Source organism: Bradyrhizobium betae (genome assembly GCF_004123905.1).
In the GTDB taxonomy this organism is placed as follows: Bacteria; Pseudomonadota; Alphaproteobacteria; order Rhizobiales; family Xanthobacteraceae; genus Bradyrhizobium; species Bradyrhizobium betae_A.
On the sequence record NZ_MZXW01000041.1, the window covers coordinates 67,891 to 83,744 of the forward strand.

At 64.6% G+C, this 15,854-nt stretch carries 14 protein-coding genes; 10 read left to right on the forward strand and 4 right to left on the reverse strand.

The genetic code is table 11. The features are described 5' to 3' along the window. Positions 1-200: 200 nt before the first annotated feature. The 4 genes from B5V03_RS29615 to ugpB form a co-directional block, all read right to left on the reverse strand. Positions 201-1,139, reverse strand: coding sequence for an aminoglycoside phosphotransferase family protein (locus tag B5V03_RS29615; RefSeq protein ID WP_245502373.1), 939 nt, complete (start codon positions 1,137-1,139; stop codon positions 201-203). 69 nt (positions 1,140-1,208) lie between these two features. Beyond that, positions 1,209-1,475, reverse strand: a complete 267-nt coding sequence (locus B5V03_RS29620; RefSeq protein WP_129273932.1) for a protealysin inhibitor emfourin — start codon at positions 1,473-1,475, stop codon at positions 1,209-1,211. A 32-nt stretch (positions 1,476-1,507) separates the two neighbouring features. Beyond that, positions 1,508-2,539, reverse strand: coding sequence for a M4 family metallopeptidase (locus B5V03_RS29625; RefSeq protein ID WP_129273933.1), 1,032 nt, complete (start codon positions 2,537-2,539; stop codon positions 1,508-1,510). 207 nt (positions 2,540-2,746) lie between these two features. Then, positions 2,747-4,087 (reverse strand): sn-glycerol-3-phosphate ABC transporter substrate-binding protein UgpB, encoded by a 1,341-nt coding sequence (gene ugpB / locus B5V03_RS29630; protein WP_129273934.1) that lies wholly within the window; start codon positions 4,085-4,087, stop codon positions 2,747-2,749. A 188-nt stretch (positions 4,088-4,275) separates the two neighbouring features. On the opposite strand from ugpB, the gene B5V03_RS29635 reads away from it, so the two are divergent. The 10 genes from B5V03_RS29635 to B5V03_RS29680 all read left to right on the forward strand — a co-directional run bounded on the left by B5V03_RS29635 (position 4,276) and on the right by B5V03_RS29680 (position 15,794). Beyond that, positions 4,276-5,271 carry a TRAP transporter substrate-binding protein gene (locus tag B5V03_RS29635; RefSeq protein ID WP_129273935.1) on the forward strand — a complete coding sequence of 332 codons (996 nt, stop codon included), beginning with the start codon at positions 4,276-4,278 and terminating at the stop codon, positions 5,269-5,271. A 54-nt stretch (positions 5,272-5,325) separates the two neighbouring features. Then, complete coding sequence (locus tag B5V03_RS29640; RefSeq protein ID WP_164988395.1) at positions 5,326-7,356, forward strand: sensor histidine kinase; 2,031 nt, start codon at positions 5,326-5,328, stop codon at positions 7,354-7,356. Further along, positions 7,326-9,071, forward strand: coding sequence for an ATP-binding response regulator (locus B5V03_RS29645; RefSeq protein WP_129273936.1), 1,746 nt, complete (start codon positions 7,326-7,328; stop codon positions 9,069-9,071). Before B5V03_RS29640 ends, B5V03_RS29645 begins: the two co-directional genes overlap by 31 nt. 10 nt (positions 9,072-9,081) lie before the next feature. Continuing rightward, a complete protein-coding gene (locus B5V03_RS29650) occupies positions 9,082-9,819 on the forward strand; it encodes a response regulator (RefSeq protein WP_129273937.1) in 738 nt (245 codons plus the stop codon). A gap of 454 nt (positions 9,820-10,273) precedes the next feature. After that, positions 10,274-10,885, forward strand: a complete 612-nt coding sequence (locus B5V03_RS29655) for a sigma-70 family RNA polymerase sigma factor (protein WP_129273938.1) — start codon at positions 10,274-10,276, stop codon at positions 10,883-10,885. A 500-nt stretch (positions 10,886-11,385) separates the two neighbouring features. Then, positions 11,386-12,084: a cytochrome c biogenesis CcdA family protein gene (locus B5V03_RS29660; RefSeq protein WP_129273939.1), complete on the forward strand. Its 699-nt coding sequence runs from the start codon at positions 11,386-11,388 to the stop codon at positions 12,082-12,084. A gap of 32 nt (positions 12,085-12,116) precedes the next feature. Next, on the forward strand, positions 12,117-12,704 hold the full coding sequence (locus B5V03_RS29665; RefSeq protein ID WP_129273940.1) for a thioredoxin family protein: 588 nt from the start codon (positions 12,117-12,119) through the stop codon (positions 12,702-12,704). 79 nt (positions 12,705-12,783) lie between these two features. After that, the gene (locus tag B5V03_RS29670) at positions 12,784-13,758 is read left to right on the forward strand and encodes a hypothetical protein (RefSeq protein WP_164988372.1); all 975 of its coding nucleotides are present in this window, start codon (positions 12,784-12,786) and stop codon (positions 13,756-13,758) included. Positions 13,759-14,081: 323 nt separating this feature from the next. Next, a complete protein-coding gene (locus B5V03_RS29675) occupies positions 14,082-14,675 on the forward strand; it encodes a L,D-transpeptidase (protein ID WP_129273941.1) in 594 nt (197 codons plus the stop codon). Between the two features lie 81 nt (positions 14,676-14,756). Further along, positions 14,757-15,794: an amino acid ABC transporter substrate-binding protein gene (locus B5V03_RS29680; protein ID WP_129274126.1), complete on the forward strand. Its 1,038-nt coding sequence runs from the start codon at positions 14,757-14,759 to the stop codon at positions 15,792-15,794. Positions 15,795-15,854 lie beyond the last annotated feature (60 nt).

Consider the following 15,854-nt stretch of genomic DNA (forward strand, 5'->3'; position numbering starts at 1 on the left):
TGTCACCACCTCCATCTGACGTCCCATATTGCGGGCTGCCCTCTCGAAGGGATTAAGACTCGCGTATCAAACTCGTCATTGCGAGCCACCCGGTCCCGCCTTCGGCGGGCCGGATGACAGGCTCCGCGAAGCAATCCAGGAATGTATCCGTGGAGGGATTCCTGGATTGCTTCGTCGCTTCGCTCCAATGACGGCTGGGGCTATGAGCCCGCCCAGATCAGCTCCTGCAACGCGACGAGATCGTCCGCCTTGTCCTGCCAGCCATCGATGCAGATGTGGCTGTTGAGGTCGCTGGCGTGGTGCAGCAGCATCAGCGCCATCAGGCGGCGCCTGAGCGTGAAATCCGGCTTCGCATAACCGAAACCTTCGAGCAGGCTGCGCACCCTCCCCGGCCGGCCCGCCGCCATGAAGGCGCCGGGGCCGAGCAGATCGTAGTCGCGCCATCCCGCCCGCACGTCGCCGAAATCGAACAGGCCGGCGAGCGACCATGTGCCGTCATGACAGGCAAGCAGAAAATTCTCGGGAATGTATTCGCCGGTCAGGATCACCGGCGGCGCGTCCATCGGAATGAGTTTTGTCGCATCGCGCAGCAGATCGTCGAGCCCGGCAAGGAATTTCGGCGCAAGGCCGAGATGCTCGTGCCTGGCGCGGCAGCCCTGCATCCGGGCACGCATGAAGTCGCCCCAGCGCGGCTCGATGTGTGCCAGCGGTCCGAGCGGCGCGCGCTGCACGGCGGCGATGGTCTCGCCGATCTGGCGCAGCAGGCGCTCCTTCTGGTCTTCCGGCAGGGACGGCCAGGCCTCCGAGCCGAGCGTGCCTGATAGCCGCGTGATGACGAGATAGGGCCAGCCGTCGCGCGTCCCTTCGGCGACGATCTCGGGGATCGGCAAATGAAGGCGGCCTGCGAGCTGTGTCAGCGAGCCGCGCTCCGAGACGAATTGCGCGCGGAGCAGCGGTGGGAAGATCTTCAGGATCAGGCTTTGGCCGAGGCCGACCACGAGATTGGTGCCGGTCGAAAACACCTGCGGCGAGCGGACATCGAGGCCGTGGCTGCGCGCGATGTCGAGCGCGACCGGCAGCCATCGCGCCCGGTCGGCGCGCAAGGCGCGGTAGGCCTCGAGGCTCGTCGACGCGGGCATGCCCCAAGCCCCTGCCGAACAAGCGCCCGCGGAATCCGGCGGCAGCGTCTCCTCCATCACAGCGTCAACCTATTCCAACACGTCCTTGACGCTGTTCTTGATGGCCGAGGGCACCGCATGTTCGGGGACTTCAATCGTCTTTGCACCGCGGGTGATCCGGTAACGGAACGCATCGGCCTGGCCGGGATGCGCGGCAGGGACCTTGCTCGGATCGGCAAACAGCTGGTCCACCGTCTTCTGATCGGCGTCCGACAGATCCGACAACACCACTTCACCACGACTTTTGAGGTGAGGGCCGCCGAAGCCGGCGAACCCTCCGACGCGCTCGATCTTCAAGCGATCCACGCTTCCTTCCTTTCGAAAACGCTTTACAGCCCGACCTTCTTCCATCCCGTATCGACGGCAGCCAGGACGGCGGCGTCGCCAGGATACAACGTGTGGGCACCTTGCCGGGTCCGGGCTGCGAACGCCTTCATCGTCATGTTCGGCGTCGGCCCGAAGCCTGTCAGCGAATGGTACCACACTTGCCCGATCTTGGCCCAACTGTATCCGCCAAGCGTGGTGCAGGCCGTGCAGAAGGCGAGGTTCGGCGGCCCGCTGGAATAATGCGGGTCCATGCCCGGCGTGATCTGCGAGTATTTGGTCGGCTGCGGCGCGAGGCAGTGCTTGGCTGCGGGATCGGCCATGTCGCGCAGGCAGGTGAAGCCCTTCTTCTTGGCGCCAGGACCCATGATGTCCTTGCCGATCAGCCAGTCGGCCTTCTTGGCATCCTGCTTGGCTTCCCACTGCCGGAACATCGAGCCGAAACAGTCGGAGATGCTCTCGTTGAGCCCGCCGGCATCGCCGCTATAGACGAGCTGGAGGCTGTGCTGGGTCACGCCATGGGTCAGCTCGTGGCCGATGACGTCGTTGCCTTTGGTGAAGTCGATGAAGATGCTGCCGTCGCCGTCGCCATAGATCATCTGCGAGCCGTTCCACATCGCGTTGTTGTACTTGTCGCCGAAATGGACCGACGACATCATGGTCATGCCGTGATCGTCGATCGAATTGCGGTTGAAGACCTGCTGGTAGAACTTGGCCACCTTGCTGGTCTGGTTGAAGGTGCGCTTGACCGAGCCGTCCGAGGACGTCTTCGGCTTCGGGATCGGCGTCCCCGGCAGCGTCTGCGTGTGCTTGCAGTCGTAGACGGTGACGGAGGGCGCCGCGGCGAGCGTGACCAGGCCGCTCGCGCGCGCCGCCACGACGTTGGTCAATTTCGCCGCCTGCGTCCGCATTTCGCGCAGTTCATGACTGACCTGGACGGTATCGACCAGCTGCTTGCGAACCACGGCGGACAGCTTCTTGTCCTGCGAGAGCCTGGTCAGAACGTCATTCGGGATGATGCAACATGTGCAAGGCATTGGGTATCTCCATGAGCTGTTCCGAAAATGGATGGATCAAACAACCTCGGGATTATTCCTGCCGGCCAGCGGCAAGCGTCGGCGCCAGCCGGGCGTCACGCCTTCGGGATTATCGCAGGCGGGCGGCCCGTTGCGTGTGAGCTTGCACACACTTCCGGGTTGCGTGGCATCCGGTCGCGCTCGCGGGTGGCGCTCGAGCGGCCGGCTCTACCGCTCCGGGCTGGAGCGCTCGAACTGGCGCAGCAGCTTGTTGCCGCGCTCGACGGCGGCATCGAGCGCTGATTGCGCGCTCTTCTGGCCGGCGAAGGCGTGCTCGAGCTCGTCCTCGATCGCGCCGCGGATCAGCACGAAGGAGCCGAGCCTTATGCCCTTCGAATTCTCGGTCGGCGGATGCAGCGTGATCTCCTCGAACGACATCGCCGAGCCCGGATTGCGCTCGTAGAACCCTTGCGCGCGCGTCAGCTCGAAGGCGGCACGGGTGATCGGCAGGTATCCGGTGTTCTGGTGCCATGCGGCCTGCACGCCGGGCTGCGACAGATAGGCGAAGAACCGTGCCACGCCCTTGTACTCCTCGCGCGGCCGGTCGCGCAGCACCCACAGCGTGGCGCCGCCGATGATCGAGTTCTGCGGCGCGTCCTTCACGTCGGGCCAATATGGCATCATGCCGTAGCCGATCTCGAATTTCGAATTCGCCTTGATGTCGGCGCGCGTCGCCGAGGAGCCGATGAAGATCCCGCATTCGCTGTTCTGGAAGCGCGGCTCGGCCGACTGGCCGCGGCCGCTATAGTCGAACAGTTTTGTCTTTTGCCACTCGGCAAGCTGGGCGACGTGCTTGACGATAACAGGATTGTTGATGGTCAATTCCGCATCAAGGCCGGCAAACCCATTCGTGCGCGTGGCCAGCGGCAGATTGTGAAACGCCGAAAAATTCTCGATGTGGATCCAGGAGGGCCATGACGTGGTGAAGCCACACACCGCGCCGCGGTCGCGCAGGCGTTTGCTTGCTGCGCCAAGCTCGGGCCAGGTCTTCGGCGGCGTCTCGGGATCGAGGCCCGCGTCGCGAAACATGGTCTTGTTGTAGTAGAGGATCGGCGTCGAGGAATTGAACGGGAACGACAACAGATTGCCGGCCGCATCGGTGTAATAGCCGGAGACGGCGGGAAGGTAATCGTTGAGCGAGAACGGCTCGCCCATGTCGCGCATCAGGCTGAACACCGGATAGATCGCGCCCTTGGCCGCGGTCATGGTCGCGGTGGCGACCTCGTTGACCTGGACAATCGCGGGCTGGCTGCGCGAGCGGAAGGCGAAGATCGCCGCCGTCACCGTCTCGGTGTAATTGCCCTTGTAGGTCGGCACGATCCGGTAATCGGACTGCGCGGCGTTGAAATCGGACGTGAGTTTTTCCAATTGCCGGCCGAGCTCGCCGGACATCGCGTGCCACAGCGCGATATCGGTGGCGGCACGCGCCTGCGCGGTGACCATGACGGCCGCGGCGGCGGTAACGATCTGCAAAAAGCGCAATGCTGAAATCACGATGGCTTGTCCCATCCCGCGCGGCAAAAGGCGACTGCATCCTGCTTACGGCCGGGACTTTCCAGTTTCAACCGGGAATGAGGGCTGGACGCGGCGCACAATCCCTCCACGGGGCCGCCGCGGGATGGCCTTCCCTTCACCATCTGCTAGATTGCATTGAACCTTTTGGTCCCGCCTTAGACTCCATCTCTGAGGGGTTGAGTGTGCCAGTGTTGAACCGTGCCGAACTCTCGCGGACCGGGGTGGTTTTCGTCGCGCTTCTGTTCGCCATCTGCGCGACGAGCGCCGTTGCGCGCGAATTCCGCGCTGCCGACACCCAGACCGAGGATTACCCGACCGTGCAGGCGCTGCGCTACATGGGCGCGCTGATCGCTGAGCGCACCGGCGGCCGCCACGAGATCAAGGTGTTCCACTCCCGCCAGCTCGGCGAGGAAAAGGAGACCATCGAGCAGACCCGGGTCGGCGCGATCGACCTCAACCGGACCAATGTCGCCCTGATCGGCAACTTCGTCCCGGCGATGAACGTGCTGGCGATGCCGTTCCTGTTCCGGTCCATCGAGCACATGCAGAAGGTGCTGGACGGGCCTGTCGGCAGCGAGATCCTGGACAGTTTCGAGCCCTACGGCTTCGTCGGGCTCTGCTTCTACGATTCCGGTGCGCGGTCGATCTACAACGGCGTCCGTCCCGTCAGAAGCGTCGCCGACCTCCGGGGCCTGCGGATCCGGGTGCAGCAGTCGGAGTTGATGAGCGAGATGATCCGCGCGCTCGGCGCCGAGCCGGTCGAGATGCCCTATGGGCAGGTGCTGACCGGGCTTGCCAATCATCTGATCGACGGCGCCGAAAACAACTGGCCATCCTTCGTGACCACCGACCATTACAAACATGCCGGCTACCTCGCGCTCACCGAGCACACGATGAGCCCCGAAGTGCTGGTGATCTCGCTCAAGGCCTGGCGCAGCCTGTCGGCCGAGGACCAGCAGATCTTCCGCGAGGCCGGGCTTCGCTCCAGCCGGTTCATGCGCGAGAAGTGGCGTGACCTCGAGGAGCAGTCGCAGCGCAAGGCGGAAGCCGCCGGCGTCACCATCGTCAGGGACATCGACCGCAAGCCGTTCGAGGACGCGATGCCTGCGATCTACGCCAAGGCCGGACGCGACCCCGCCGCGGCCGCGCTGATCGAACGCATTCGCAAGGTGGAGTGAGGCCTGTTGCCTGGGCTTGGACATCACGAGCACGCAGACCGGCCGCCCGGCCCGATCGGGCGGCTGCGCGCGCGCCTCGTCGGCCTGCTCCGGGCCGTGCCGATCCGCTGGCGCATCCTGTCGATCGCGGCGCTGAACTCCGCCGTGGTGATCGTGCTGGTGGCGATGATCTGGAACGGCTCGCAGGTGCTCGGCTCGGCCTGGGACGACGTGCGGCAGGTGCGCGAATCCGACCGCATCCTGGCGCTGCTCGAAAGCGAGACCGGGCGGCTGCAGAACCTGATCCACCGCTACATCAACCAGCCGAGCCCGGACCTGTTCGCCGAGATCCTGCTGCTGCGCGAGGCGGTGCTGGGCACGCTGACCAATCGCGCCGCCAAGGATCCGATGCTATCAGGGTCGGTCGAGGAGCTAGAGCGCACCACCGACCGCTTCCTCAACGGCTTTGGCGAGCTGCGCAGTGTGCAGGCGACCATCGCCAGGACCTATGAGGACCAGGTGCAGGGCCCGGCCAGGGACATGGCCGGCCTCTACTCTGTCATTGAGGGCGCCACCGGCCATCGCGATGCGCTGATCTGGCCCTCGCTCGGCAAGTCGCGCGAAGCTTTTACTGCGATGCTGGTCGCCGCCAACTCCTACTATCTGTCGCTGTCGCCGGGCGCGGCCGACGACGCGCGCCGCAACACCGAGACGATCGAGAAGACCATTCCGGTGATGATCGATCTCGCCGACAACGACCTGCAGAGGATGGCGCTGCAACGGCTGGCTGCCCGCACCATGGCGCTGCGCGAAGGATTCGCAAAGCTCTCGGAGCAGCTCACGAGCCGCACTGAACTCCTCCGCAACACCATCGACGCCAGCCAGGCCGAGGCGATCGGCGCCATCGACGATCTCTCGACAAAAATGCGCCAGCGCGAGCAGAAGGCGCAGGAGACCTTTGACCGCACGCTGGCGGATATTTCACGGCGGGTGCTGTCGATCGCGATGATCTTCCTCGGCATCATCCTCGCCGCCGGCGTCTTGATCGCGCTGTCGATCCGGCTGCCGCTGCAGCAGATCATGGCCGCGATGCGCGCGATCACGCTCGGCGATCTCGGCCGCGAGGTGCAGGGCACGCGCGCGCGCGACGAGGTCGGCGCGATGGCGCGTGCCGTCGAAGTGTTCCGCGAGAACGCCATCGCCAAGCGCGAGACCGAGGACGAGCTGCGCGCGTCCAAGGAAAAGGCCGAGAGCGCGTTGCTCGAGCTCAACACCGCGCAGCAGAATCTGATCGACGCCGAGCGGCTCGCAGCCCTTGGCGGCCTCGTCGCCGGCGTCGCCCACGAGGTCAACAACCCGATCGGCATCAGCCTCACCGTTGCCTCCAGCTTTGCCAGGCGCAGCGAGATTTTCGAGGCCCAGCTCAAGGGCGACGGCGGCCTGCGCCGCTCGCAGCTGGAGGAATTCGTGCAGTCCTCGCGCGATGCCTCGCAGCAGCTCGTCGCCAACCTCACCCGCGCCGGCGAATTGATCCAGTCGTTCAAGCAGGTCGCGGTCGACCGCTCCCATGCCGAGCGGCGGCAGTTCTCACTCAGCGAGGCCACCGACCAGATCATCGCGAGCCTGCGGCCCGTGCTGAAGCGCTCGCCGATCACGCTCCAGGTCGACGTGCCCGAGGGGCTGCTGCTCGACGGCTATCCCGGCTCCTATGGCCAGATCCTGACCAATCTGTTCCTCAACGCCGCCAACCATGCCTTCGCCGACGGGCGCGCCGGCACCATCACCATCTCGGCGCGGCCGCGCGGGGCCGACGACATCGAGATCATCTTCACCGACGACGGGGCCGGCATGACCCCCGATGTGCAGCGCCAAGCCTTTGACCCATTCTTTACCACGAGGCGCAACGAAGGTGGCACGGGACTCGGCCTCCATATCGTCTATAACCTCGTCACCCAGCAGCTCGGCGGTCGCATGATGCTGGAATCCAAGCTGGGACAAGGCACTACTTTTCGCATTATCATGCCCCGGGTCGCCAAGGGCGGCGCGCAAAGCACAGAGACTGACGGGACTTCTCAATGGCCGAACAGGACGATGTCCTCCACCTGATCGACGACACCGGTACCGCGTCGGAGGAGACCAACGCCCGGAAATGGAAGATCGCCGTCATCGACGACGATCAGGCCGTGCATGACGGCACGCGTTTTGCGTTGTCCGACTACAACCTCAACGGCCAGGGCCTGGAGATCCTCTCGGCGCATTCCGCGGCCGAAGGTCGCAAGCTGATGGCCGAGCACGGCGACATCGCCGCGGTGCTGCTCGACGTCATCATGGAGACCGACGTCGCCGGCCTCGAGCTGGTCGAGTACATCCGCAACGAGCTCAAGAACGAGACCGTGCGCATCATCCTGCGCACCGGACAGCCCGGCCAGGCGCCGGAGCGGCGCGTGATCGTGCAGTACGACATCAACGACTACAAGGCCAAGACCGAGCTCACCGCCGACAAGCTGTTCACCTCGCTGACCGCAGCGCTGCGCTCCTATCAGCAGCTCGAGCGCATGGTGCAGACAAGGCGCGGGCTCGAGATCATCATCGATGCAGCGTCCACGCTGTACGACTTCAAGTCGATGCAGCGGCTCGCCGAGGGCGTGCTGACCCAGCTCGCCTCGCTGCTCAATGTCGATTGCGCCGGTATACTGGTTTTGCGCGACAATGGCGGCGTCGACCCCGAGCTCTCGGTGCTCGCCGGCAGCGGCTGCTACAGCCGCTTCATCGGCACCACGACGTCGAAGGCGCTCGACCCTGAATTGCGTGAGATGGTGGAAGCCGCATTCTCGCGCCGCAAGAACGAATTCGCCGACCACCGCAGCGTGATCTATCTGCGTACCGGATCTGGCCGCGAGGTGGTGGTGCTGCTCCAGGCCGAGCGCGAGCTGTCGGAGACCGACCGCTCGCTGGTCGAGATCTTCTCCAGCCGGCTCTCGATCGCCTTCGACAACGTCATCCTCTACCAGCAGCTCCAGGACGCCAACACGCAGCTGGAAGACCGCGTCGCCCAGCGCACCCGCGCGCTGATGCAGGCCAACCGCCGCCTCTCCGCGCAATGGCTGCGGCTGCAGCGCGCCAACGGTTTCAAGAACGAGATCCTGGGCACCGTCGCGCACGATCTGAAGAATCCGCTCGGCGTCATCCTCGGCCGCACCGAGATGCTGAAGGAGCTGATCTCGACCGGCGCATCGGCGAGCGGCGTAGTCGCCCAGGTCGACCACATCCGCGACGCCACCAAGCGCCTGACCACGATGGTCGATCACCTGATCTCGGACGCGATGGCCGATGCCTTCGACATCACCATCCGCCGCGAGCCGGTCGACGTCGCGGCGCTGGTCAAGGAGGTCGCCGACGCCAACCAGCCGCTCGCCGTCAACAAGCAGCAGACCATCAGCCTCACCGCGCCGCCCAACATCGTCACCATGTGCGACACCGACCGCATCCGCGAGGCGATCGACAATCTCATCAGCAACGCCATCAAATACTCACCGATCGGCGGCAAGATCGGCGTCGCCGTCAGCCATGAGGGCAGCGAGACCATCGTCCGCGTCAGCGACGAGGGCGCGGGCCTGTCGCCGGAGGATCTCGGCCGCCTGTTCGGCCGGTTCCAGCGGCTGTCGGCAAAACCGACCGCGGGGGAGAGCTCGACGGGGCTTGGGCTTTCCATCGTCAAGCGTATTGTGGACATGCATGGCGGCGAGGTGACGGCCGACAGCGACGGCCCCGGCAAAGGCTCGACTTTCACCATCACCCTCCCCGCGACCGAACTGCCGTGATGTAGAGACCATGACCCAAAGCCAGCACATCATGATCGTCGACGACGAGGCCCCGGCCCGGGAGATGGTCGGCGATTACCTCAAGATGCACGGTTTCACCGTGACGCTGTGCGACGGCGGTAAGTCGCTGCGGACCGCGATCGACGGCGGCATGCCCGACCTCGTCGTGCTCGACCTCAACATGCCCGAGGAAGACGGCCTCTCGATCATCCGCGACCTCAAGAGCCGCATCAACGTCCCCGTCATCATGCTCACGGCAACCGCGAGCCCGATCGACCGCGTCGTCGGATTGGAGCTCGGCGCCGACGATTACGTGGCAAAGCCCTGCGAGCTGCGCGAGTTGATGGCGCGCATCCGTTCGGTGCTGCGGCGGAGCGCGCCGGTGAAGGCTGCTGTCGCTGAAGCTGCGCCCGCGAAGTCGGACAAGGATCAATTGGTGCGGTTCGGGACCAAGTGGCTCGACCTCGAAGCCCAGGCCCTGCGCGACGACGAGGGCAACGAGCACCCGCTGACCGCGTCCGAGTTCGGGCTGCTCAAAGTGTTCGCGGCCAATCCGAAGCGCGTGCTGTCGCGCGAGCGCCTGCTTGAGCTTGCGAACGCGCGCGACGCCGAAGCCTTCGACCGCGCCGTGGACCTGCGCATCATGCGCATCCGCCGCAAGATCGAGCCCGACCCGACCAAGCCTGCCGTGATCCGCACCATCCGCGGCGGCGGATATTTGTTCTCGCCCGCGGGCGAGAAGGCTTAGGGGCGCTCGGCGCCGCCGCCTCCACATCGTCACGCGAGCGCAGCGAAGCAATCCAGAATCCCACCGCGGAAAGACCCTGGATTGCTTCGCTACGCTCGCAATGACGGAGCAAGTTGCGTCGGCGACATCCGCCAGCGGCATTTCAGGCCGCAGACGCACAGCGCTGCTCGTGCCCCCGAGCGACGGCGATGGGTGTGGCCCGACCGAACGCAATCCCCCGAAATACGTTCCCGGCGCCTTCGCCGGCCCCCAAACTCCCACCCCGTATTTTCCACACATTGAAATTCCACGCTTTTTTGCCCCGAATGTTTCGTCGCGGCCCTCGCGACGAAACAATTTGGCGGCGCACGAAACCATTTTCCCCTTTTCGTGCAGACGTCCCGAAACGTTGGCTCATTAACACTTTGGTCCAAGGAAACGCCGCTCGGTTGCGGCGCACCGGGGAGCCAAGTCAATGCCAAACGTCATCGCCATCAACGCCCAGGCCAGTCAGAGCATCATTGCCGCTCAGGCGACTTCGGACGACATGCTTCTGGAAAGCATTGCCGACGGCAACCGGACGTCCATGCACATTCTTTATTGCCGGCACAATGTGCGAGTTTATCGCTTCATCCTGCGCATCGTGCGCGACGCCACCACGGCGGAAGACCTGGTCAGCCAGGTGTTCCTCGACGTATGGCGGACCGCCGGCCAGTTCCAGGGCCGCTCGCAGGTCTCGACCTGGCTGCTCTCGATTGCCCGCTTCAAGGCGCTAACCGCGATGCGCCAGCGCCGCTTCGAGGACATCGACCAGGAAGACGTGCGCGAGATTCCCGATGGTTCCGATACACCGGAGGCTTCGCTCGACCGCAGTGACACCAGCGCGATCCTGCGCGCCTGCGTGCAAAAACTGTCACCCGCGCATCGCGAGATCATCACCCTCGTCTACTACCATGAGAAGTCGGTGGAGGAGGTCGGTCAGATCATCGGCATCCCCCAGAGCACGGTGAAGACGCGGATGTTCTACGCCCGCAAGCAATTGGCCGATTTGCTTAAGGTTGCCGGGGTCGACCGTTTCGCCGCCTAAGACAAATGATTTCAACGGGATAGGACCTCGATTTTGGCCCCATCCCTGGACACGGAAGCGTTACCGCCGACGAAACAATTGAAACAAAGCACAACATCAGGCGGAAAAACTTCCTCCCTATAAAGATCACATACGGTTTTCGTTAAACCTCCCAAGACCTCCAACGACCCGGACGATGCCCCCGTCCGGGTCGTTTTATATTTGGGCCCGACGTGGCTTGCCCGAGTGAGGTGGGCCGGCTCTCTCATTCCCTCCCCCCTTGCGGGGGAGGGGCAGGGAGAGGGGTCCACACGGGGACTCTCTCGATCTGTGTACGCTGTCCGATCGCAGATGGATGGACCATTTCCTGGGCCACCCCTCTCCCTAGCCCTCCCCCGCAAGGGGGGAGGGAACGCACCGTTGTTGTGGTTCGAGCTTCCCCGTCACGAACGCGTGACGCTGCGTAACGACTGCCTCTCCTATCCCGAACTCCCCTCGTGACCTCCCTCACGAGTGCCCCGATGCTCGAACTTCTCTTCGCTGTCCTGGCCGGTGTCCTCACCATCGCCGCGCCCTGCACCTTGCCGATGTTGCCGATCCTGCTCGGTGCCTCGATCGGGCGTGCGGGACATTTGCGTCCCGCCATGATCGCGCTCGGCTTCGTCGTCTCGTTCTCCGCAGTTGCCTTGCTGCTCGGCGCGCTCACGCGGCTGTTTGATTTTGATCCGAACGTGCTGCGCGAGGCCGCGTCGGTCCTGCTGATCGGCTTCGGCCTGCTGATGCTGTGGCCGGCGCCGTTCGAATGGCTGTCGATCCGGCTCAATGGCTGGCTCGATCTCGGCAATTCCGGCGCCACACAGCGCGAAGGCGCGCTCGGCGGGCTATTGCTCGGCACCACGCTCGGCTTGGTCTGGACGCCCTGCGCCGGCCCCGTGCTCGGCTCGATCCTGACGCTGGTCGCGACCTCCAGGAATTTGGCCTGGGCCAGCGTGCTGCTGATCGCCTATGCGATCGGCGCCGCGATCCCGATGCTGGCGATCGCCTATGGCGGACAGGCCGCGACCACGCGCGTGCGCAGCCTCGCCCGCATCTCGCCGCGGCTCCAGCAGGGCTTTGGTGTCGTCGTGATCGCCTTCGCGGTCGCCGCTTATTTCCAATACGACACGCTGATCGTGGCGTGGCTCACCGGCTTCTATCCCACCGGCCAGATCGGCCTGTGATCAATCTGCATCTCAACCGGAGGACGATTTCCATGACTTTCAAACTGCTCGCCGTCTCCGCCGCATTGATCGGCATCGCCGTGACAGGCGCCGTCATCCCCGGCATCTGCGACGAGGCTGCGCGCGCAACGCCCGTCGTCAGCGCCGCCGCAGCGCCGATCCATGTCGCCGCCGCGAGCCAGCAGGCCGCCCCCGACTTCACCGGCATCAGCAACTGGTTCAACTCAAAACCGCTCAACATCGCCGACCTCCGCGGCAAGGTCGTGCTGGTCGATTTCTGGACCTATGGCTGCGTCAACTGCGTCAACACGCTGCCGCACGTCACCGAGCTCTACGCAAAATACCGGGATAAGGGCCTGGTCGTGGTCGGCGTGCACACGCCGGAATTCCCGTTCGAGCGCTCCGCCTCCAACGTGCAGGCCGCACTGAAGCGCCACGGCATCACCTATCCGGTGGCGCAGGACAATGATTCCAAGACCTGGGATGCCTACAGCAACCGATATTGGCCGGCGCAATATATCATCGACCAGAACGGCAAGATCGTGTTCCAGCACGAAGGCGAAGGCCGCTACGACGAGATCGACCGCACCGTGGCAAAGCTGCTGAACGCCAGCAGCTGATGCTGCCGGACGTCCGATGTTGCTTGACTCCACGGACCCGTCCGTGGAGTTTCGCGGCGACGAAAATCAGCCGCCCGCAATGGACGACGCCCCCACCAGCACCGACATCCGCCTTCGTGAAGGCGCCTCAATCGCGCAGCGGCTGGTCATGTCCGGCTTTGCGGCGGCGGTGGCGCTGTGCTTCACGCCGGGCCTGTTCACGCACGACACCCTGGAAATCATCATCTCCGTGGTCGCGCTGCTCGTGGGCGCAGGGTTCGTCGTCGGCATCATGCTGGCGCCGGCGGTGGTATGGATCATCACGCCGAATGAGATCCTGATCGGGCGGCAAAGTCCGTTCGGAAAGCTCCGCACGCGGATCGTCACGAAAGACGACATCACGGGATTGCAGGTTCCCGGCAGCAAGCGGGTGAAGGCCCGCTTTCAACTTGTTTTCACGCTCGCGTCAGGGGAGCGCCTGACGTCCCCGCCGATCGCCGACGTCACCCATGTTCGCGACACCGTGGCCCGGATCGCCGCGCAATTCGAGGTTCCCAATTTCGAGGAGCCGGTCAATCCGCTCGATGCCAGCAATCCCGAGATGCATCTTGGCGAGCCGCTCGAGGCGTTTTCCGCGCGCGACATCAGGATCGTCGCGCTGATCGCCGTCGCCTTGTCCGCCGTGCCCTACGCCTACAAGCTCTGGCGCGGATGGCCACCGAGCCACGTCGACATCCTGCTGCTGCCGCTCGGGGCGCTCGCTGCGTTCGCGGTTTACAGATACGCCAACCTCGTGACCGGCGCCTTCTGGATCATCCGCGAGAGCGATATCCGCGTCGAACGCCTGTGGGGCGACGGCACGCCGCGTGCCGACCATATCGAGGGGCGCGAGGTGAAGACGATCACTGTCGACCGCCGGGGCCGGTCCGAGGACGAGCATTGCATCGTCACGATCCGCCTGCGCTCAGGGCGACGGTTTCGCAGCCCCCGGATCGGTTCGCGGCTGGAGGCCCGCGCCGTGGGGACGGAGATTGTCCGGCGGCTCGGGATCGCGGCGGAGAGCAACAAGATCTAGGTCCGACTGCTTCCACATCGTCATGGCCGGGCTTGTCCCGGCCATCCACGGCCTTTGATGCCGCACTAAGCACGTGGATGCCCGGGACAAGCCCGGGCATGACGGCACCTGTGACTGCCGATGGCACCGCTGCCGCCCGGCGAGGATGTCGCCGACACTGCTTTTCGCGCCATCCCCTGTTTGTGGCATTGCCCGGCCTCGTCAAAAAACCATAGGCATTCTCGTGACATACCAGCCGGGCGCGCCATCAACTTGCCATGAACATGCCCCTGAGATTTGATGGCTTTGAATGATTTGCGCTGTGGCAGCGGGGAGAGCTTGAAATGACGGATTTTCGTCGCCTGACCGGGGCGTTCGTGGCTGCGATCGGCCTGATCCTGTCCGCACCACAAGCCATTGCCCAGCAGCCGGACCGCGGCGACGAGCCCGGCCTGGTCGCCGACGACAGCTACCAGCTCGATCCGGAATGGCAGAAGCAGGTCGTGTACTACCGCACCACCGAGGCGCCCGGCACCATCATCATCTCGACCACCGAGCGTCACCTCTATCTGGTGCAGCCGGGCGGGCGCGCGATCCGCTACGGCATCGGCGTCGGCCGCGACGGCTTTCAGTGGCAGGGGCTGGTGAACATCACCAACAAGAAGGAATGGCCGGACTGGACGCCGCCATCGGAGATGATCCAGCGCCAGCCCTATCTGCCGCGCTTCATGGCCGGCGGCCCCGGCAATCCGCTCGGCGCCCGCGCCATGTATCTCGGCACCACCGTCTACCGCATCCACGGCACCAACCGTCCCGACACGATCGGCACCAAGGTGTCCTCTGGCTGCTTCCGTCTCGTCAACAATGACGTCGCCGATCTCTACGATCGCGTCCCTGTCGGCACCAAGGTGGTGATCCGGCAGAAGCCTGAGCTCTGATCATTATCCCTCGGGCATGATCTCCAGGGATCATGCTCCTCTCCCAAATTCCTTTTCCCGATTTTTCGAGAGAGTAACATGATGCGCACATTTCGAGGCGGCCTGCTGATCGGGCTCGCGGTTGCCGTGCTGGTCGGCGTCCTCGCGGTGATCTACGAGTTCTACGACACCCGCACGCTGAAGCGCACCGTGCGCCGCGGCGAGGTGCTGTGCGGCGTCAACAAGGGCCTGCCGGGCTTCTCGATTCCCGACGACAAGGGCAACTGGACCGGCTTCGACGTGGATTTCTGCCGCGCGGTGGCAGCGGCGATCTTCAACGATCCGAGCAAGGCGCGCTTCGTTCCGCTCGACGCCAGTGAGCGCTTCAAGGAATTGCAGAGCCGCAAAGTCGACATCCTCTCGCGCAACTCGACCTGGAGCATGGCGCGCGAGCTCGACTACGACCTCTATTTCCCCGCGGTCGCCTATTACGACGGCGCTGGCTTCATGCTGCCGCGCGCGCGCAACAAGGAGACCTCGCTGGATCTGAACGGCAGCAAGGTCTGCGTTCAGGCCGGCACCACGACGCTGCTCAACGTCGCCGATTACTTCCGTGCCAACAACATGAAGTATGAAGAGGTGAAGTTCGACAAGCTGGATGACGTCGTGAAGGCCTACGACACCGGCAAGTGCGACACGCTCTCCGCCGACGTCTCCCAGCTCTACGCGCTGCGGCTGAACCTGTCGAAGCCCGGCGACCACATGATCCTGCCGGACATGATCTCCAAGGAGCCGCTCGCCCCCGTCGTGCGCCAGCGCGACGACGACTGGATGATGATCGTGAAGTGGACGCTCTACGCCATGATCAACGCGGAAGAGCTCGGCGTCACCTCGGAGAACATCGACGAGGCGCTGAAGTCGAAGAAGCCGGACGTGATGCGGCTGGTCGGCACCGAAGGCAATTACGGCGAGCAGCTCGGCCTCACCAAGGACTGGGTCGTCCGCGTCATCCGCAGCGTCGGCAATTACGGCGAGATGTACGAGCGCAATATCGGCGAGAAGTCCAAGCTGAAGATCCCGCGCGGGATGAACCAGCTGTGGAACGCCGGTGGCGTGCAGTATGCGCCACCGATGAGGTAAGACGGTCTAACCACCGTCATTGCGAGCCACCGGGTCCGCGCGAAGCGCGGCCCGATGACA